Below are 15,723 nucleotides of genomic sequence, written 5' to 3'. Positions count from 1 at the left end.
TATGGGCAGAAAAGCCCGCGGTATCATGCAAAATCAACAGGGACTGTCAATGATCCTTGTGCTGTGTATCGGCGCGGTTTTTGCGGCGCTGTCTGCGGCGCTGGTCTATGCGGCGTCTGTGTTGACGGCGAACGCGAACCGCCAGTTGATAGAGCAGGAGGTGTATACCCTTGCAACGAGCTTTTCCGATGTGCTGGATGACCAGCTGACCGGCTACAGTACGGCAGCGGGCGGTGCGCAGGCGGACAGCCTGGCAGCGTTCATTGACAAAAATTACCTTTTGCAGACTACCTACAGCGATGCCACGGAGCATACCTTTGCGGACGAAAGCAGCGGGCTGGAGATCACGCTCAAAAAAACGCCGGCTGACGAGGTGGATAAAAGCGAGTATGTTGCAGCGCTGGCAACAAAGGGCTATGACATTACTGCACTTAACGGCCAGCTTGACAGCTTTAAAGATAAGGAACTGTCGGATTATGTTGTGGAGGTGACGGTGACTGCAAAGCAGGGGAGCGAGAAGTTCTCCTACACAAGGAGCTACCAGCACACCAGCACATGTAAAGTGGCGTACTATACGATTGGCACGGACACGGCCCGGTATAATAGTTATCAGTTGACCGGTAATGCTGAAACGGGTCAGAAGCTCGATTTTAAACGCACGGATGTTGATAGCACATATACACTGCGCAAGGATGCTGATACCGAAATCAAGATTCACTATGACCTGAACCAGACAAAGAGCAGCAAATTTGTGCGCCAATGACCCGGAAAGGAGCGGCTATGTCGAGATACCTTAAAAATCAAAGCGGAGAAACGATTGTGGAAGTGATCGTTTCCTTTGTGCTGCTGCTTATGTTTACGGCGCTGTTCGTGGTGTCCCTGCGTTATGCGCGCACCATGTCATTGAAGGCGGAAACGATCCGCCAGACGGCCTATGCACAGTGCGAGAAGCTGTACCCCGCCGGAGATGGAATGCCCCAATGGGTGAATGACGGCGGCACTGCAAGCTATACCTTTACCGGTACGGGCGCACAGTTTGTTGTTGAGAATGTCCAAAAGCAAAAGCTTGAGGCAAAGGCCTCGGAGGATGGCACGGATGAGACCTACACCTTCCACCGTTACAGCAAGGGCCAGTCGAATACCAGCGGGGGACAGGGAACACCATGATGCGAGTGCTGAAAAACAAAAGGGGGACAACGCTGGTCGAGCTTGTTGTCTGCATGGTGCTGCTGTCGCTATTTACGCTTGCGGCTGTCACGCTGATACAGCCCAGCGCGCAGGCGTATATGCAGGTGCAGCAGCAGACCCGCGCCCAGAATCTGGCCGATGCGCTGATCGAGACCATCCGCGGCGAGCTGCTGAACGCTAACGGATATATCCGCTTTGCGGACGGCGCTAAAAATGGTGAAGATATAAACAAAGTGTTTTTACCCAAAGCCGGTGTCAGCAGCGGCACGGCGTTGGAGTTCAGCGTCTACCCCAATCATATCGAGCTGATCGACAAGGATAAGGTTCCGGCGCTGACAAAGGCGGACGGAACGCCGCTGCTGAGCCAAGAGACCGCGAACGAGCTGGATGGTTACCTGCACATGCGGTTCTATATGCAGGAGAAAAAAACCTATAAGCCCCAGCATGAGGTGACATTGGAGAGCGGAACGAAACTGCCTTATGTTGCCTACGCCTACACGACAGCCTACCCCAAGGATGCCTACATGGGGATGTTTATCAGTGACCTGCAGTTTTACGCCCGCAGCTATACCAAGGCCGAGGGGGAAAAATACGCCCATGTCACGGCGCTGACCGTTGTGCTGACCGTGGCCCAAAAGGACGCACAGGGCAATGCCGTGCCGCTGTGTACCCAAAAGGCGATCGTGCCGCTGCCGGGCGCACCGGTGTATATCGAGGAACCCGGCAGCTGGGACGGCAGCAACCCGGCGGTGTCGTAAAGCACCGCCCAAGCAAGAACATCCCGTGTTATGCTGGACAAACCTCCTGATTTTTGTTATACTATGGAACAATATAGGAAAGGTGGGGCGCTGCGCCCCGTTGTATAGAGCAGAGAGGAATACCACATGGCAACAGTCGAAATCAGAATGTTGGGCGATTTTGAGATCCGCGTAAACGGCAACCCGGTGCTGGCCCAGCTGGCACAGTCCCGCAAGGCAACGGCGCTGGTGCAGTACCTTGTGCTGCAGCGCGGGGAGCGGGTGTCCCACAAGACCATCACCGATACGCTGTGGGCGGGCGAGCGCTCGACCAACCCGGATATGGCGCTGCGCGCGATTTTGCACCGCTTCCGCAATATGATCGAGGCCGAGGGCCTGACCGAGCTGCAGGGCTGCATCCAGACCAGTCGCGGCAGCTACCAGTGGAACCCCGCGCTGGATTGCAGCGTGGATGTGTTTGAGGTCAACGACCTGTCCGAGAAGGCCCGCTGCGAGGCTGACCCCGAGAGCCGCGGCCGCCTGTATGAGGAGATCGTCAACCTGTACAAGGGCCGTCTGCTGCCCCAGTTTGCCACCGAGCCATGGGTCGAGAGTGTCAGCGTCCGGCTGCACGGGCAGTACCGCACGGCCATTCTGGGCCTGTTGGAGCTTTGCAAAAAGTGGGGCGAAAGCGGCCGCATTATATCGCTGTGTGCCCACGCGCTTGAGCTGGACCCCTACGAGGAGCGCCTCTATCTGGAGGAAATCGTGGCGCTGGAATCGCTGGGCCGCCACACCGAGGCACAGGACCTTGCCCGCCGCGGCAACGCAATGGGCTGCCTGCACCATGCCATTGACCCGGGACGCGCCGGCTCTGCCTACCGCCAGATGCGTCAGGCGGACCGCAACATGGAGAGCGAGCTTTCCCGCCTGACCGCCGCCCTGCCCGACACCGAAAACACCGGCGCCTGCCTCTGCGACTTTGAAACCTTTAAGGAGACCTACCGCGTGCTGCGCGGTGTGCAGGCCCGCTACGGTCTGCCGGTGTTTCTGGCCATCGTGACGGTGGCCCCCGGCCAGAATGCCGAGCCTGCCGAGACTGCTACCATGGTGGAGCAGCTTGGCGAGCTGATCCACACCACGCTGCGCCAGTGTGATGTGGCCGCCCGCTACAGCGATATGCAGTATGTCATCATGCTCAGCGGCAGCGCGGCCGAGACAGGCTCCAGCCCGCTGGAGCGCATCAAGGCGGCTTTCTACCGCGTGCCCGCCCACGGCCGGTATCTGCTGAGCTACAATGTCTATGTGCCGGAGATCAAGGCTGACAGCGGACGCGCCCGCCGCCGCAAAAAAACAACGAAGAAATAAGCAATTTTTCCAGCCGCGCCGGTGCGCGGCTCTTTTTTTACACTTTACACAATCTTTTGACTAAAATTTTTTACAAAAAATCTAAAAAACTGTTTAAATTTCCACAACAATGTGGTAAAGTAGTATCAAACAGGTGGGAAGTGTTCAAAATTCACTCCGCCGCAAAGAATATCTACGCCGCAGGGCGGTTGGAAACGCCCCGGCGCGAAAAGAGGTTTGACGATCCATGGGCTACGCAAGCAAAGACATCCGCAACATTCTGGTGGCCGGCCATGCCGGCTGCGGCAAAACAACGCTGACCGAGGCACTGCTGTACATGAGCGGCGCTACCGAGCGTATGGGCCGCGTGGAGGACGGCACCACTGCCAGTGACTTCGACCCCGAGGAGACCCGCCGCAAGGCATCGCTGAATGCCAGCGTTGTGCCGGTCGAGTATGAGGGCATCAAGTACAACCTGATCGACGCCCCCGGTCTGTTTGACTTTGAGACCGGCGCCGCCGAAGGCATCATGGCAGCGGAGAGCGTGCTGATCTGTGTATCCGGCCGCTCCGGCGTTACCGTCGGCGCAGAGAAGGCCTACCAGCTGGCACTGAAAAACAACAAGGCGCGGATGATCTTTGTCACCAAGACCGACCTTGAGAACGCCGATTACTTTAAGATCCTTGAGCAGATGAAGATCAAGTTCGGCCCGAGCGTCTGCCCCTGTGTCGTGCCGGTCCGCCTTGATGACGGCACGGTCGCGTACATCAACCTGTTCAGCCAGAAGGCCTTTAAATATGAGGGCGGCAAGCAGGTGCAGATCGAGGTGCCCGACATCGGCCACCGCTTTGAGGGTCTGATCCAGGCCATGAGCGAGGCCATCGCCGAGACGGACGAGGCCCTGATGGAGAAGTTCTTCGAGGGGGAGGCCTTCACCACCGAGGAGATCGTGCAGGGCATGGCCGCCGGCGTGCGCAGCGGTCAGATCACCCCCGTGTTCTGCGGCAGCGCCGTCAACATGCAGGCGCTGGATATGCTGCTCTACAACATGAATGTGCTGCTGCCCGGCGCAGATACCGCCGCAGCCGTGGCCGAGGATAAGGACGGCAGCCCTGTGGACATCGCGGTCGATGACGCTGCGCCGCTGTGCGCCTATGTGTTCAAGACCGTGGCAGACCCGTTTGTCGGTAAGCTGAGCTTTATCAAGGTGCTGTCCGGCAAGCTGACCGCCGCCAGCAACGCCGTCAACGCCCGCACCGGCCAGCCGGAGCGCATGGGCAAGACGCTGACTGTCTGCGGCAAAAAGCAGACCGATACCGCCGAGATCGCGGCGGGCGACATCGGCGCCGTTGCCAAGCTGGCCACCGCCAAGACCGGCGATACCCTGTGCGACCCCGCCCGCGTTGTGGCGCTGCCCGCACCCGTCTACCCCGTCAGCTGCTACCGCATGGCTGTCAAGGTCGCCAAGAAGGGCGACGAGGGCAAGGTCAGCGGCGCGCTGGCCCGCCTGATCGAGGAGGACCCCGCCATCAGCTTTGTGGTCGATCCCGAGACGAAGCAGCAGATCATCAGCGGTCTGGGCACCCAGCATCTGGAGGTCGCGCTTGCCAAGCTGAAGAATAAGTTCGGCGTTGAGATCACGCTGGAGGCACCGCGCGTGCCCTACCGCGAGTCCATCCGCAAGAGCTGCAAGGCGCAGGGCCGCCACAAGAAGCAGACCGGCGGCCACGGCCAGTTCGGCGATGTGTGGATTCAGTTCGAGCCTGTGCAGGGCGAGGCAATCGAGTTTGCTGAGAATGTGTTCGGCGGCAGCGTGCCGAAGAACTTCTTCCCCGCAGTTGAGAAGGGCGTCCGTCAGGCGGCCGAGCACGGCGTGCTGGCCGGCTACCCGATGGTCGGCATGAAGGCCACCCTGCTGGACGGCAGCTATCACCCCGTTGATTCGAGCGAGATGGCGTTCATCATGGCCGCCAAGATCGCCTACAAGGCCGCGATCCCCGAGGCCGGCCCCGTCCTGCTGGAGCCCATCGGCGCGCTGCAGGCCCATGTCCCGGCGGACAACACCGGCGACATCATGGGCGAGGTAACAAAGCGCCGCGGCCGCGTGCTGGGCATGAACCCCGATGAGGACGGTCTGCAGGTCGTGGAGGCTGAGGTCCCCGTGGCGGAGATGCAGGATTTCACCACCTTCCTGCGTCAGCTGACGCAGGGCCGCGGTTACTTCACCTTTGATTTTGTCCGCTATGAGACCCTGCCCCAGATGCTGGAGAGCAAGGTTATCGAGCAGGCCAAGGCCCTTGGCAACTTTGCAGATGAGGATTAAAGCGTAAAAAATAAGCACCTGCTGACCGGTATGCGTGTGACCGGCTAGCAGGTGCTTTTGTTGTATTGTGTTGTAGGGGGCGGCGTCCCCGACGCCCCGCGGGCAAAGCCCGCCCTGAAAGGGGCTTTGGCCGTTACCCGTCAGCACCAGCCTCCCGGGAGGCGGCGGGCCGGGCATGCCCGGCCCCTACAGTGCATCAAAATTTGTAAATGCGCACACCCAATCAGGTAATCTTCAGCGCCCGCTGCACCCGATACACAATATACCGGAACAGCCCGACGATCAAACTGCCCTCCACCCAGATATAGTTGGGCAGATTCTTCCAACGGAATTTGGGCTTGTCGATCTTCGGCAGGGCGACCCATGCCTCGTGGAAACCCTTTGCGTAGTCATTGCCGAAACCGCGCAGCCGGAACATAACGACTTTTAACAGGTAGCCCAGCAGCATCGGGATGAAATTCAGGACCAGCATCAGCAAGGGCTGGTTTTTGTAGGGCAGCAAAATGCTGTTGCGGCCGCTCTGGATGCTCTTGAACGGGTTGTACCGCACCGCGCCGGTGGTCGCACCGCAGATGTGGCGGCATTTGGCCGTGGGGCAGTAGACATTTTTGTAGCCGTAGCTGTTGGCACGCCAGCTCAGGTCCACATCCTCGTAATAGGCAAAGAACAGCTCGTCAAAAACGCCGATCTCGTCCAAGATGGATTTGCGGTAGAGCGCTGCGCCGCCGCAGGCGCTGAAAATGCGGCAGGGCTTTGTGTAGCGGCTGGCCCGCAGACCATCGCCGCGCTTGCAGGCAAAGCCCAAAATCGTAACATAATCGCCTGCGTCATCGGCCAGCTCCGGCTCATAGTAGCGCAGCATCAGGCTGCTGACCGCAAAAATCTTCGGGTCGGCATCGGCCGTCCTGATAAGCTCGGCCAGCCAGTCCGGCTCGGCAAAGGCGTCGTTGTTGAACAGGACTGCGTACTCGCCCTTGGCGATCGCAATGCCCTGGTTTACCGCGTGGGAAAAGCCGGTGTTGTCGGCGTTTTCGATCAGGGTGTAGCGGTCGCGGCCGCAGTAGCTGCGGGCAATCGCAAGGCTTTCATCGGTGGAGCCGTTGTCGATGACGATCAGCTCAAAATCCTGCTCGGTCTGTGCCCAGATCGACTCGATGGAATCCCGCAGCCAGCCTGCACCGTTCAGGTTCGGGATGATGACAGATGCTTTCATGGCGTCTCCTTACCAGAAATAGGGGTTGGCGTAGTAGTAGGCGAGACCGGCGTGCAGCACGGCGCTCAGCACCAGCGCACCGACCAGCAGGAACACCGCAAAGGCGACTGCCACCACGGCGGTGCGGATCAGATAGGCGCGCGCCAGCCGCCGGCGGGCGGGGTTGCGGGTGCCGCCGAAGCTCCACACCAGTGACAGAACCAGCCCGACCAGCGGGATGGCAAAGAGGATCAGTGCGGCTGCCGTGGCGCTCTGGCTCATGGCAGTGACGGCAGCGTCCTCGTCCCGGTCAGGCGTGTCATACAGCGGCTGGACAGGGCCCTGCTGCGGCGCTGTGCAGGCGGCCGGGGGCACCGGTGCGCCGCACTGGGGGCAGCTGCGGGCGTCATGCGGCACCAGCAGGCCGCAGTTTTTGCAGAAGCGTAGCATAACTTTGTTATTCCTCCAATGTCAGGTTGCGGTCCAGCTGGGTGTTCAGAATGATCTGGGTGTTGGTGGAGCCCATCTTTTGCATCTTGGTCAGCAGATGCTCCAGCGCGTCAATGTCGGTGCAGCTCACCTTGATTATAAAATTGTAGCTGCCCGTCACCCGGAAACACTGCAGCACCTGAGACTCCTGCTCGATCATCGAGAGGAAGCTTGCACGGGTGGCAGCGTCCACCAGCACCGAGATCAGCGCCTCGACCCGGGCAGGGGCATCGGGGTGGCGCAGCACAACGGTGTAGCCGCCGATGATGCCCTCCTGCTCCAGCCGGTGGATGCGGCTGGAAACGGCGGGGCTGGTCAGGCTGACCCGCTGGGCAATGTCTTTGACGGGCATACGAGCATTTTCTGCCAACAGCTGTATGATTTTGTGGTCCAGTTCGTCCATGAAATGACTCCTTGCTTTTGTTTTGTATAATGCGCACAAAAAAATAATGTGAAGTATACAGACATTGTTGTCTTTAACAAAGTTGAAAAAGTATGCTTTTTTGTGCCGCCGCTAAATAAAATTAAGCGTCAATGGTTTTATTATAATCTTTTGAAAACCAAAATGCAAGTATGGCATTTGACATTTTAAGAAATCCTGCTATAATGATACTCGTAATCAATCAAGACATTCACTGACCTTTATATACTTTCCCACCCCTCTATGCACAAAGCCCCGCAGGTAGCCCCTGCGGGGCTTTGTGTTTGCATCTGCTACAAAGTAGGTAAAAATGTTCAAAATATCTCTGCGGGCAACTGCGCTATAAGAAAGGCGGACTGTCGAAAAGGGCGGTGCTTGCGTCTTGGCTGCTTCTTGGCTCCCTCACAGTTGGGATTTTTCGGTATCGTGAATAAAGTAAGTAAATGCGCGCGGCAGGAGCCGCAAAGCCCTCGATTTCGTTAATATTATTAACTGATTCCGGGTTTGACGGCAGGCCGGCTGTTGTGTTATAATAAAAATTCCGACATCAATCGTCATTTTTTATGGGAGGAATCACTATGCTTATCCCTGTACTGCTGTTTATTGTCGGCTTGCTCTTTTTGATTAAGGGCGGCGACTGGTTTGTGGACGGGGCGTCCGCACTGGCCCGCCGCTTTCATCTGCCGGAGCTTCTCATCGGTGCAACGGTCGTTTCAATCGGTACGACCCTGCCGGAGGTCATGGTCTCCACGATGTCCGCACTCTCCGGCCATGGCGAGATCGCCTACGGCAACGCCATCGGCTCGGTCATCTGCAATGCGGCGCTGATTGCAGCCATCACCATCGCCGTGCGCCCCGGCAAGGTGGACCCCAAGACCTTAAAGACGCCGGTCGCCTTTTTCTTTGCGGCGGCAGCCATCTACTGTGCGGCGGCCTATGTGTTCGGCCGGTTTACCCGCGTCATGGGCATCATCATGCTGGCGATGTTTGTCGCTTACATGGTCGTCAATGTGCTGCAGATGAAAAAACACCCCCGCCGAGGCCCATGAGGACGCCGAGGAGGAGATGCCCCTCGCCAAAACGCTGGTGCTGCTGGTGCTGGGCGCGGTGCTGATTGCGCTGGGCGCCAACCTGCTGGTGGACAACGGCACCCTGATTGCGCAGACGCTGGGTGTGCCGGAGAGCGTTATCGCGCTGACCTTTGTGGCGCTGGGCACCTCTCTGCCTGAGCTGGTCACCGCCATCACCTCGCTGGTCAAGGGTCACAGCGATCTCTCGCTGGGCAATGTTGTCGGTGCCAATGTCTTTAATCTGGTGCTGGTCAGCGGCGTTTCGGTCACGCTGGCCCCCTTCACCGTTCCGCAGAGCGCCACTCTGTTCGGCATCAACTCCAGCCTTGTGCTGGAGCTGCCGGTCATGCTGGCTGTTATGCTGATCCTCACGGTTCCCGCCCTGTGCAAGGGCAAGCTGAACCGTGTGCAGGGCATTTTGCTGCTGGCGATCTACGCAGCCTTCTGCGCTGTGCAGTTCACGCTGTAAACAACACAGGCTTGGCCCGGCACACCCGCTGCGCAAAGGCAGCGGGTGTGCCGGGCCGTTTTTTGAAAAGCGCCGCACAGAGCCTGCAGACAGGGATAAAAAGCAGATACCCGGCATACATTTCCGCGAGGTGGTGTGTATGCTGGGCATTTTGGGTTATTTTTTGCAGGTGGCTGCGGGGCATATCCTGTATCTTGCGCTGCATCTTGAGAGCGGGTCCTTTCCGCGGCCGCTGCCGCCGGAGCGGGAGTGCGCGGCCTTTGCCGACTTGCGCCGGGGCGGGTCGGCCGCCGCCGCTGCGCGCGACACGCTGATACGCCACAACCTGCGGCTGGTGGCCCATATCTGCAAAAAATACTACGCTGGGGATGCCGCGCAGGACGATTACATCTCGATCGGGACCATCGGCCTCATCAAGGCTGTGGATACCTTCGACCCCGACAAGGGCAAAAAGTTCGCCAGCTATGCAAGCAGGTGCATTGAGAATGAGCTGCGGATGGAACTGCGCCGCACGCGCAGGGCGGGGCCGCAGCTTTCACTGCAGGAGCCGCTGGAGACGGGCGGTCAGCTGACGCTGGCAGACACCTTGCCCGATGAGACTGACATGGAGGCAGACTGCGAGCAGCGTGCCGATGCGGCCCGGCTGCGCAGCATGGTGGAGCAGCTGCCTGGGCGGGAGCGGCAGATCATGCGGCTGCGGTACGGCTTCGGCGGTGCGGCACAGACCCAGCAGCAGACGGCGCAGACGCTGCACATCAGCCGCAGCTATGTATAGCGCCGCCACTAATGTAAACGATGCCCGGAGGGCCGAAAGGCTCCCCGGGCATCAGTGTTTTGATTATTAACTTTAGCGGCCACTCATCAAATTATTAGTTGCGATCTGCATCTTCTACGATTGATTTGATTATCTCTAACGTAGGCCTAAAGCCTTCGAAAGAGAATATATCAAAACCAGGATCGTTATCGATAATATGCTGAACAAAATCATCTTACCGCATCCGACAATGCGGGACGGTTAATTTGCGTGTATCCGCATCCTTTTGAAACCATCTTATCAAATCAAGGGGGAAGTATAACTTTTTTCAGGAATGGGTTTGGGAGGTTCCTCTCCCCCTAACAACCCCCTCTCAGCTGGCTGAAGTGACAAATAGCCAGCTAAAAACAAATAGTCGTATCCTTGGCACCTTACCTATTTTGTAGGCAAGGTGCTTTTTTCATACAGAAACGGAGGTCACCCCCCATGGGAAAATACCAAAAGAACATCGAAGCTGCCCGCCGAATTACCGTGATGCAGTATTTGGAAACCTATCACCCCGGCGAACTTGTGCGCAAAACGGATCGCGAGTACTGCACCCGGACGCACGATAGCCTGATTATCACGCCTGCCAATGGATTCTTCCACTGGTTTTCGCGTAATGTAGGCGGCAACAACGCCATTGATTATCTGACCAAGGTGGAGGGCATGGACTTTGTATCGGCGGTTCGTCTGCTGAACGAGATGGCACCGGTCGCTGTTTCTTTTCAACCGGCTAAGGCAGCGCCTGTAAAGCCGCACGAGCCTCGTCCATTTACACTTCCTACCCCGGATCGAAACGCCGAAGCCGTTGCCGCTTACCTGATGCACCGCGGTATCAGCCCTAAGGTCCTGCGCTACTGCGTGGGCAGCGGCATTCTGTACCAGACCACACGCGGCAACTACCGCAACTGCGTTTTTGTGGGCAAGGATGAGCATGGCGTGGCGCGCTGCGCGTTCCAGAGAGGCTGTCAGGGCACTTTCCGTGGCGATGTTTCCGGCAGTCAAAAGCAATACGGCTTTTTGATTTCCGCCGAAGACCCGGAGTGCGATACCGTGGAGATTTATGAAGCGCCTATTGATGCCATGTCCGGTGCGACCATCCGGCAATATAAGCACGATAGGCCCTGGCGCAGCGTGCATTATCTGGCGCTGGGTGGGCTGAACCACCAGCCTATTGACTATTTCCTTGCACATCATCCTGCCGTAAAAATGGCAGTACTCTGCTTTGACCGCGATGAGCCGGGGCGGAACTTTGCCAAAGCAGTCGTAAAAAAGCTCACAGAAAAAAATCTCGTGGTGGTAGATATGCCCCCTGCCGTGGGCAAGGACTATAACGAATATCTGGTAGCAGCCAAAAAGCTGATCTCTATGGAAAGATGAGGTTGAACATGAAAACAATAGCTGTTGCAAATCAAAAGGGCGGCGTGGGCAAAACGACCACAGCCGTGAATCTTGGCACCTCGCTGGCCGCTATGGGCTACAAGGTGTTGTTGGTGGACGCCGACCCGCAGGGTGACTTGAGCAGTTACCTTGGCCACACCGGAGCTGCCAACAGCGCCACAATCAGCGACCTGATGGAATCTGTTATTTCAGACGAACCGGCACCGGAGGTGGTGATGCACCATGAAGAACAAGTGGATTTTATCCCCTCGGACATTGGGCTGTCAGATATGGAAGTTCGGCTGGTCAATGTAATGGCACATGAGCGCATTATGGCACAGGCACTGGAGCCGTTCAAGGACAAATACGATTACTGCCTGATCGACTGTATGCCCTCGCTGGGTATCCTTACGGTGGCTTCGCTTGTGGCTGCTGACCGGGTGCTGATCCCTGTGCAGGCACAGCATTTTGCCTTGAAAGGCGTGGTGTCGCTGATCAAATCCATCAATCAAATCACGCGCCGCATCAAGCCGGAGCTTGAAATTGACGGCATTGTTCTGACCATGGTGGACCGGCGCACCAATCTGAGCAAAGATGTCTGTGCCGCTTTGCGGAATTCCTACGGATACGCACTAAAAATCTACCGCACGGAAATTCCCATTAGCACACGCACCGCGGAGAGTGCCTCCAGCGCCCACAGCGTGCTGAGCTACGATGCAAGCGGTGCTGCAAGCGTCGCCTATAAAACCTTGGCAAAGGAGGTCGTGGACAATGAGAGAGTACGGCAGCAACATCATACTCCCCTCACTCGATAATCTCTTTTCCAGTGAGCAGGAACGGCAGGATGCCAAGTTGGAGAAAATCCAGATCCTGCCGCTGTCTGAGCTGCACCCCTTTGAGGGGCATCCGTTTCAGGTGCGCGACGATGAAGAAATGGACAAGATGGTGGACAGCGTCAAGGAATATGGCGTAATGACCCCCGCCATCGTTCGACCGCGCCGGGACGGCGAATATGAAATTGTAGCCGGGCACCGCCGCTGCCACGCCAGCCGACGCGCCGGAGTGGATACCATGCCCTGCATTGTGCGGGATATGGACGATGATACCGCCATTATTTTGATGGTGGATTCCAACTGCCAGCGAGAGCATATTTTGCCAAGCGAAAAGGCAAAGGCATATCAGATGAAGTTGGAGGCAATAAAAAGGCAAGGTCGGCGCAGTGATTTAACTTCGGGCCAAGTTGGCCCGAAGTTAGAAGAACGCAGATCAAATCAAATTGTTGCAGAAAAAGCCGGAGAGAGTGTAAAGCAAGTTCAGCGTTTTATCCGCCTAAACAAACTGACCCCTGACCTGATGCAGCTTGTGGATGACGGCAGACTCAAGACCACCCCTGCGGTGGAGTTGAGTTACCTGACGCCGGAGGAACAGGAAGAATTTCTCTCTTACATGGAAGAAGAGGGCTGCACGCCGTCTTTGTCACAGGCGCAAAAGCTCAAAGCCGCCAGCAAGGAGAGCGTCCTAACAAAAGACAAAATCCACGGGATCATGTCTGCCCGTTCCCCCAGCGTAAAGCCGCGTGAGCCGCAGCTCACGATTGCCGTTTCCAAGGTCGAGCGCTATTTCCCCAAGGGATTTTCCTCCGAACAGATGGAAAGCACCATCCTGAAACTTTTGGAGAACTACTACCGCAAGCGGCAGGATTACGAGCGATGAGGTGGCGGTATGACAAGAGTTTTGATTGTAGAACCGGGCTACTGCCCCTATCAGGCTGCCTTTGACAGCCCGCAGGCGGCGATTTCCGAGGTGATCGAGGGCGACAGTTTGCTGCTGAAACCGTTCGGCACATCGAAAATCGGCGTTGTGTGCAGTAAAAACCAAAGCCGGCTGAAATACAACAGACAACTGGAGGATGGCTGCACCATACGCGGGCGGTTTCTGGTTTGTGGACTCAGTGAGTCCAAAATGTTGGGGCTTTCCAAAGTACAGGCGGAGCGCTACAATCGGCTGCTGTTCTTTCCGCAGGTAGAGGATATGCTGTCCGGTGATTTGCCGGTTGCCAAGGTCCGCCCGCCGGATGAGCGCTTTGGAAGTAAGATCTCTTTTTGGGAAAGGTTGAGCCGATGATGAAAACTAATTATAAAGGAGAATCACCGAGATGAACAAACACGATACGGTCATTGGCTATATCGAATATCTTGACTGCAACGGATGCGTTCGGGAGCGCATTCCGTATGTCGATGCAGAAAAATTCAAAACCAGAATTTACGCTTCTTTGTATTGCGGCGAACCCATCATTCCGGTTTTGTTTCCGGAGAATCTGAGCCAGCCTCTTCTCTTTGAAAAGGGCACCATTTTTCCGTGGGGATTGCGAAGAAAGAAGTACGAGCTGCTGCCGTATGAAATCTACCAGACCAACAACCGTGAGATTGCGTTTTTACGGTATGACTACACCAAAGACCATATAAATGCAGCATCCTATAAGCTGGTGTACCGCGGGCAGATGGAATGCTGGCAGCAGCAGATTGAGGACGCTTTCAAGGATTGGATCTGGAAAGACCCGACCCGCCGCCAGATGCTGGTAAAGGAATACAACGAACGATTCAACTCTCTGCGCCCCCGCGAATACGACGGCAGCCATATCCTGTTCCACGGTATGTCGCCCGAAATCACGCTGCGTCCCCACCAGAAAAACGCCATTGCGCACATTCTGTATGGCGGCAATACGCTGCTGGCGCACGTGGTGGGCGCCGGGAAAACCTACGAAATGGTCGCTGCAGCGATGGAAAAGAAACGTCTTGGGCTTTGCTCCAAGACCCTAATCTGTGTACCCAACCACCTGACCGAGCAGCTTGCCGGAGAGGCTTTGCAGCTGTACCCCAACGCAAATATTCTTGTAGCCCGTAAGACAGATTTTGAAAAAGCCAACCGCAAACGGTTCTGCGCCAAAATTGTGACCGGCAATTATGACATCATCGTGATCGGACACAGCCAGTTTGAGCGCATCCCGCTGTCACAAGATCGGCAGGTCGAATACCTGCAAAGCCAGATCCACGATGTGATCAACCAAGTGGCACAGCTGAAAGAGGAACGCGCCGAGAACTTCACCGTCAAGCAGATGGAGCGTATGCGCAAGCAGCTGGAGAAAAAGCTGGATAAGCTCAACGACCAATCCCGCAAGGATGATGTGGTGACCTTTGAACAGCTTGGCGTGGACAGCCTGATGGTGGACGAAGCCCACGCATTCAAGAACCTTGCGGTGCTTTCCAAAATGCGCAATGTGGCGGGCATATCCCAAACCGAGAGCCAGCGCGCCAGCGATCTATATATGAAATGCCGCTACCTTGACGAAATCACCGGCAGCCGCGGCGTGGTGTTTGCCACGGGTACGCCCATCAGCAACTCTATGGCAGAGCTGTTCACGATGCAGCGGTATTTGCAGCGGGAAACCTTGGAGCAGCACGGGCTTTCCTCCTTTGATGCGTGGGCATCCACCTTTGGGGAAACCGTGACAGCCGTGGAGCTTGCGCCGGAAGGTACAGGCTATCGGACAAAAACGAGATTTTCCAAGTTCTATAATCTGCCGGAATTGATGAGTATGTTCAAGCAGGTGGCGGATGTGCAGACGGCGGATATGCTCAACCTGCCGGTGCCCAAACTGGTGGGCGGCAAACCCATCAATGTAGCGCTGCCACCCAGCCCCCAGCAAAAACAGATGGTGGCAGACCTTGCCGACCGCGCCGAGGAAATTCGCGCCGGAAATGTAGACCCCACCGAGGACAATATGCTCAAGGTGACCAACGACGGCAGAAAACTGGCGCTGGACCAGCGGTTGATCGACCCCAATTTGCCCGAAAACCCCAACGACAAAGTTCACGCCTGCGCCGAAAATGTGTACCGTATCTGGAATGATACCAAGGAGAAACGCCTGACGCAGTTAGTGTTTTGCGACTTATCCACCCCGAAACCGGACGGCTTTAATGTGTACGATGATTTGCGCAATCTGCTGATTTCCATGGGCATCCCGGAAAATGAGGTGCAGTTCATCCACAGCGCCAACACCGAGGTGAAAAAAGCAGAGCTGTTTGCCAAAGTGCGCAGCGGCGATGTGCGCGTGCTGATGGGCAGCACCGGCAAGATGGGTGCCGTGTTTAACCTGTACACCGCCGATGACATCTACGATGCGGACGGCAGCCTTGTTTTTGCAGCCGGTGAGCTGGTAGCCACCAGCCCCGAAACCAATGCTGACGGCTCCACCTACTTCGATTGCGATATTCCCATCCGCGGCGAAAAGTACGGCAGCAGCACCCACAA

At 56.8% G+C, this 15,723-nt stretch carries 13 protein-coding genes and 2 pseudogenes; 12 read left to right on the top strand and 3 right to left on the bottom strand.

From position 1 onward, the window contains the following. Nucleotide 1: 1 nt before the first annotated feature. The 5 genes from OGM67_09930 (at nucleotide 2) to OGM67_09910 (ending at nucleotide 5,595) form a co-directional block, all read left to right on the top strand. A complete protein-coding gene (locus OGM67_09930) occupies nucleotides 2-763 on the top strand; it encodes a hypothetical protein (GenBank protein ID UYJ33903.1) in 762 nt (253 codons plus the stop codon). 56 nt (nucleotides 764-819) lie between these two features. Beyond that, nucleotides 820-1,167, top strand: coding sequence for a hypothetical protein (locus OGM67_09925; protein ID UYJ33902.1), 348 nt, complete (start codon nucleotides 820-822; stop codon nucleotides 1,165-1,167). Between the two features lie 5 nt (nucleotides 1,168-1,172). Beyond that, nucleotides 1,173-1,946 (top strand): type II secretion system GspH family protein, encoded by a 774-nt coding sequence (locus tag OGM67_09920; protein UYJ33901.1) that lies wholly within the window; start codon nucleotides 1,173-1,175, stop codon nucleotides 1,944-1,946. 126 nt (nucleotides 1,947-2,072) lie between these two features. Continuing rightward, nucleotides 2,073-3,293: a hypothetical protein gene (locus tag OGM67_09915; protein ID UYJ33900.1), complete on the top strand. Its 1,221-nt coding sequence runs from the start codon at nucleotides 2,073-2,075 to the stop codon at nucleotides 3,291-3,293. 226 nt (nucleotides 3,294-3,519) lie between these two features. After that, on the top strand, nucleotides 3,520-5,595 hold the full coding sequence (locus OGM67_09910) for an elongation factor G (protein UYJ33899.1): 2,076 nt from the start codon (nucleotides 3,520-3,522) through the stop codon (nucleotides 5,593-5,595). A 223-nt stretch (nucleotides 5,596-5,818) separates the two neighbouring features. On the opposite strand, the gene OGM67_09905 is transcribed toward OGM67_09910, so the two are convergent. Genes OGM67_09905 through OGM67_09895 form a run of 3 tightly spaced genes read right to left on the bottom strand, consistent with a single transcriptional unit; the run spans nucleotide 5,819 to nucleotide 7,679 of the window. Further along, complete coding sequence (locus tag OGM67_09905; protein UYJ33898.1) at nucleotides 5,819-6,808, bottom strand: glycosyltransferase family 2 protein; 990 nt, start codon at nucleotides 6,806-6,808, stop codon at nucleotides 5,819-5,821. A 9-nt stretch (nucleotides 6,809-6,817) separates the two neighbouring features. Then, nucleotides 6,818-7,237, bottom strand: a complete 420-nt coding sequence (locus tag OGM67_09900) for a zinc ribbon domain-containing protein (protein UYJ33897.1) — start codon at nucleotides 7,235-7,237, stop codon at nucleotides 6,818-6,820. A gap of 7 nt (nucleotides 7,238-7,244) precedes the next feature. Continuing rightward, entirely contained in the window at nucleotides 7,245-7,679 is a 435-nt protein-coding gene (locus tag OGM67_09895; protein ID UYJ33896.1) for an Lrp/AsnC family transcriptional regulator, read from the bottom strand. 596 nt (nucleotides 7,680-8,275) lie between these two features. Between OGM67_09895 and OGM67_09890 the strand changes: the two are divergent. The 7 genes and pseudogenes from OGM67_09890 (at nucleotide 8,276) to OGM67_09860 (ending at nucleotide 15,568) form a co-directional block, all read left to right on the top strand. Beyond that, a pseudogene (locus OGM67_09890) lies at nucleotides 8,276-9,236 on the top strand (calcium/sodium antiporter). A 139-nt stretch (nucleotides 9,237-9,375) separates the two neighbouring features. Further along, the gene (locus OGM67_09885; GenBank protein ID UYJ33895.1) at nucleotides 9,376-10,011 is read left to right on the top strand and encodes a sigma-70 family RNA polymerase sigma factor; all 636 of its coding nucleotides are present in this window, start codon (nucleotides 9,376-9,378) and stop codon (nucleotides 10,009-10,011) included. Nucleotides 10,012-10,476: 465 nt separating this feature from the next. Further along, complete coding sequence (locus OGM67_09880; protein ID UYJ33894.1) at nucleotides 10,477-11,412, top strand: toprim domain-containing protein; 936 nt, start codon at nucleotides 10,477-10,479, stop codon at nucleotides 11,410-11,412. Further along, nucleotides 11,409-12,227, top strand: a complete 819-nt coding sequence (locus OGM67_09875) for an AAA family ATPase (protein UYJ33893.1) — start codon at nucleotides 11,409-11,411, stop codon at nucleotides 12,225-12,227. The genes OGM67_09880 and OGM67_09875 overlap by 4 nt, the downstream gene beginning before the upstream one ends. Then, nucleotides 12,184-13,125 (top strand): ParB/RepB/Spo0J family partition protein, encoded by a 942-nt coding sequence (locus OGM67_09870; protein UYJ33892.1) that lies wholly within the window; start codon nucleotides 12,184-12,186, stop codon nucleotides 13,123-13,125. The genes OGM67_09875 and OGM67_09870 overlap by 44 nt, the downstream gene beginning before the upstream one ends. A 9-nt stretch (nucleotides 13,126-13,134) precedes the next feature. Continuing rightward, entirely contained in the window at nucleotides 13,135-13,536 is a 402-nt protein-coding gene (locus tag OGM67_09865; protein UYJ33891.1) for a DUF3846 domain-containing protein, read from the top strand. A gap of 388 nt (nucleotides 13,537-13,924) precedes the next feature. Beyond that, nucleotides 13,925-15,568, top strand: a pseudogene (locus OGM67_09860) (DEAD/DEAH box helicase family protein). Nucleotides 15,569-15,723 lie beyond the last annotated feature (155 nt).

This window comes from Oscillospiraceae bacterium (genome assembly GCA_025757985.1).
Classification (GTDB): domain Bacteria; phylum Bacillota; class Clostridia; order Oscillospirales; family Ruminococcaceae; genus Gemmiger.
This window is presented reverse-complemented; position numbering and strand designations above follow the sequence as displayed.

Bases quoted from the DNA above. Each gene is read 5' to 3' on its own strand.
- OGM67_09875 (UYJ33893.1), top strand. From the start codon at position 11,409: ATGAGGTTGAACATGAAAACAATAGCTGTTGCAAATCAAAAGGGCGGC.
- OGM67_09880 (UYJ33894.1), top strand. From the start codon at position 10,477: ATGGGAAAATACCAAAAGAACATCGAAGCTGCCCGCCGAATTACCGTG.
- OGM67_09885 (UYJ33895.1), top strand. From the start codon at position 9,376: ATGCTGGGCATTTTGGGTTATTTTTTGCAGGTGGCTGCGGGGCATATC.
- OGM67_09870 (UYJ33892.1), top strand. From the start codon at position 12,184: ATGAGAGAGTACGGCAGCAACATCATACTCCCCTCACTCGATAATCTC.
- OGM67_09915 (UYJ33900.1), top strand. From the start codon at position 2,073: ATGGCAACAGTCGAAATCAGAATGTTGGGCGATTTTGAGATCCGCGTA.
- OGM67_09910 (UYJ33899.1), top strand. From the start codon at position 3,520: ATGGGCTACGCAAGCAAAGACATCCGCAACATTCTGGTGGCCGGCCAT.
- OGM67_09895 (UYJ33896.1), bottom strand. From the start codon at position 7,679: ATGGACGAACTGGACCACAAAATCATACAGCTGTTGGCAGAAAATGCT.
- OGM67_09865 (UYJ33891.1), top strand. From the start codon at position 13,135: ATGACAAGAGTTTTGATTGTAGAACCGGGCTACTGCCCCTATCAGGCT.
- OGM67_09905 (UYJ33898.1), bottom strand. From the start codon at position 6,808: ATGAAAGCATCTGTCATCATCCCGAACCTGAACGGTGCAGGCTGGCTG.
- OGM67_09900 (UYJ33897.1), bottom strand. From the start codon at position 7,237: ATGCTACGCTTCTGCAAAAACTGCGGCCTGCTGGTGCCGCATGACGCC.
- OGM67_09930 (UYJ33903.1), top strand. From the start codon at position 2: ATGGGCAGAAAAGCCCGCGGTATCATGCAAAATCAACAGGGACTGTCA.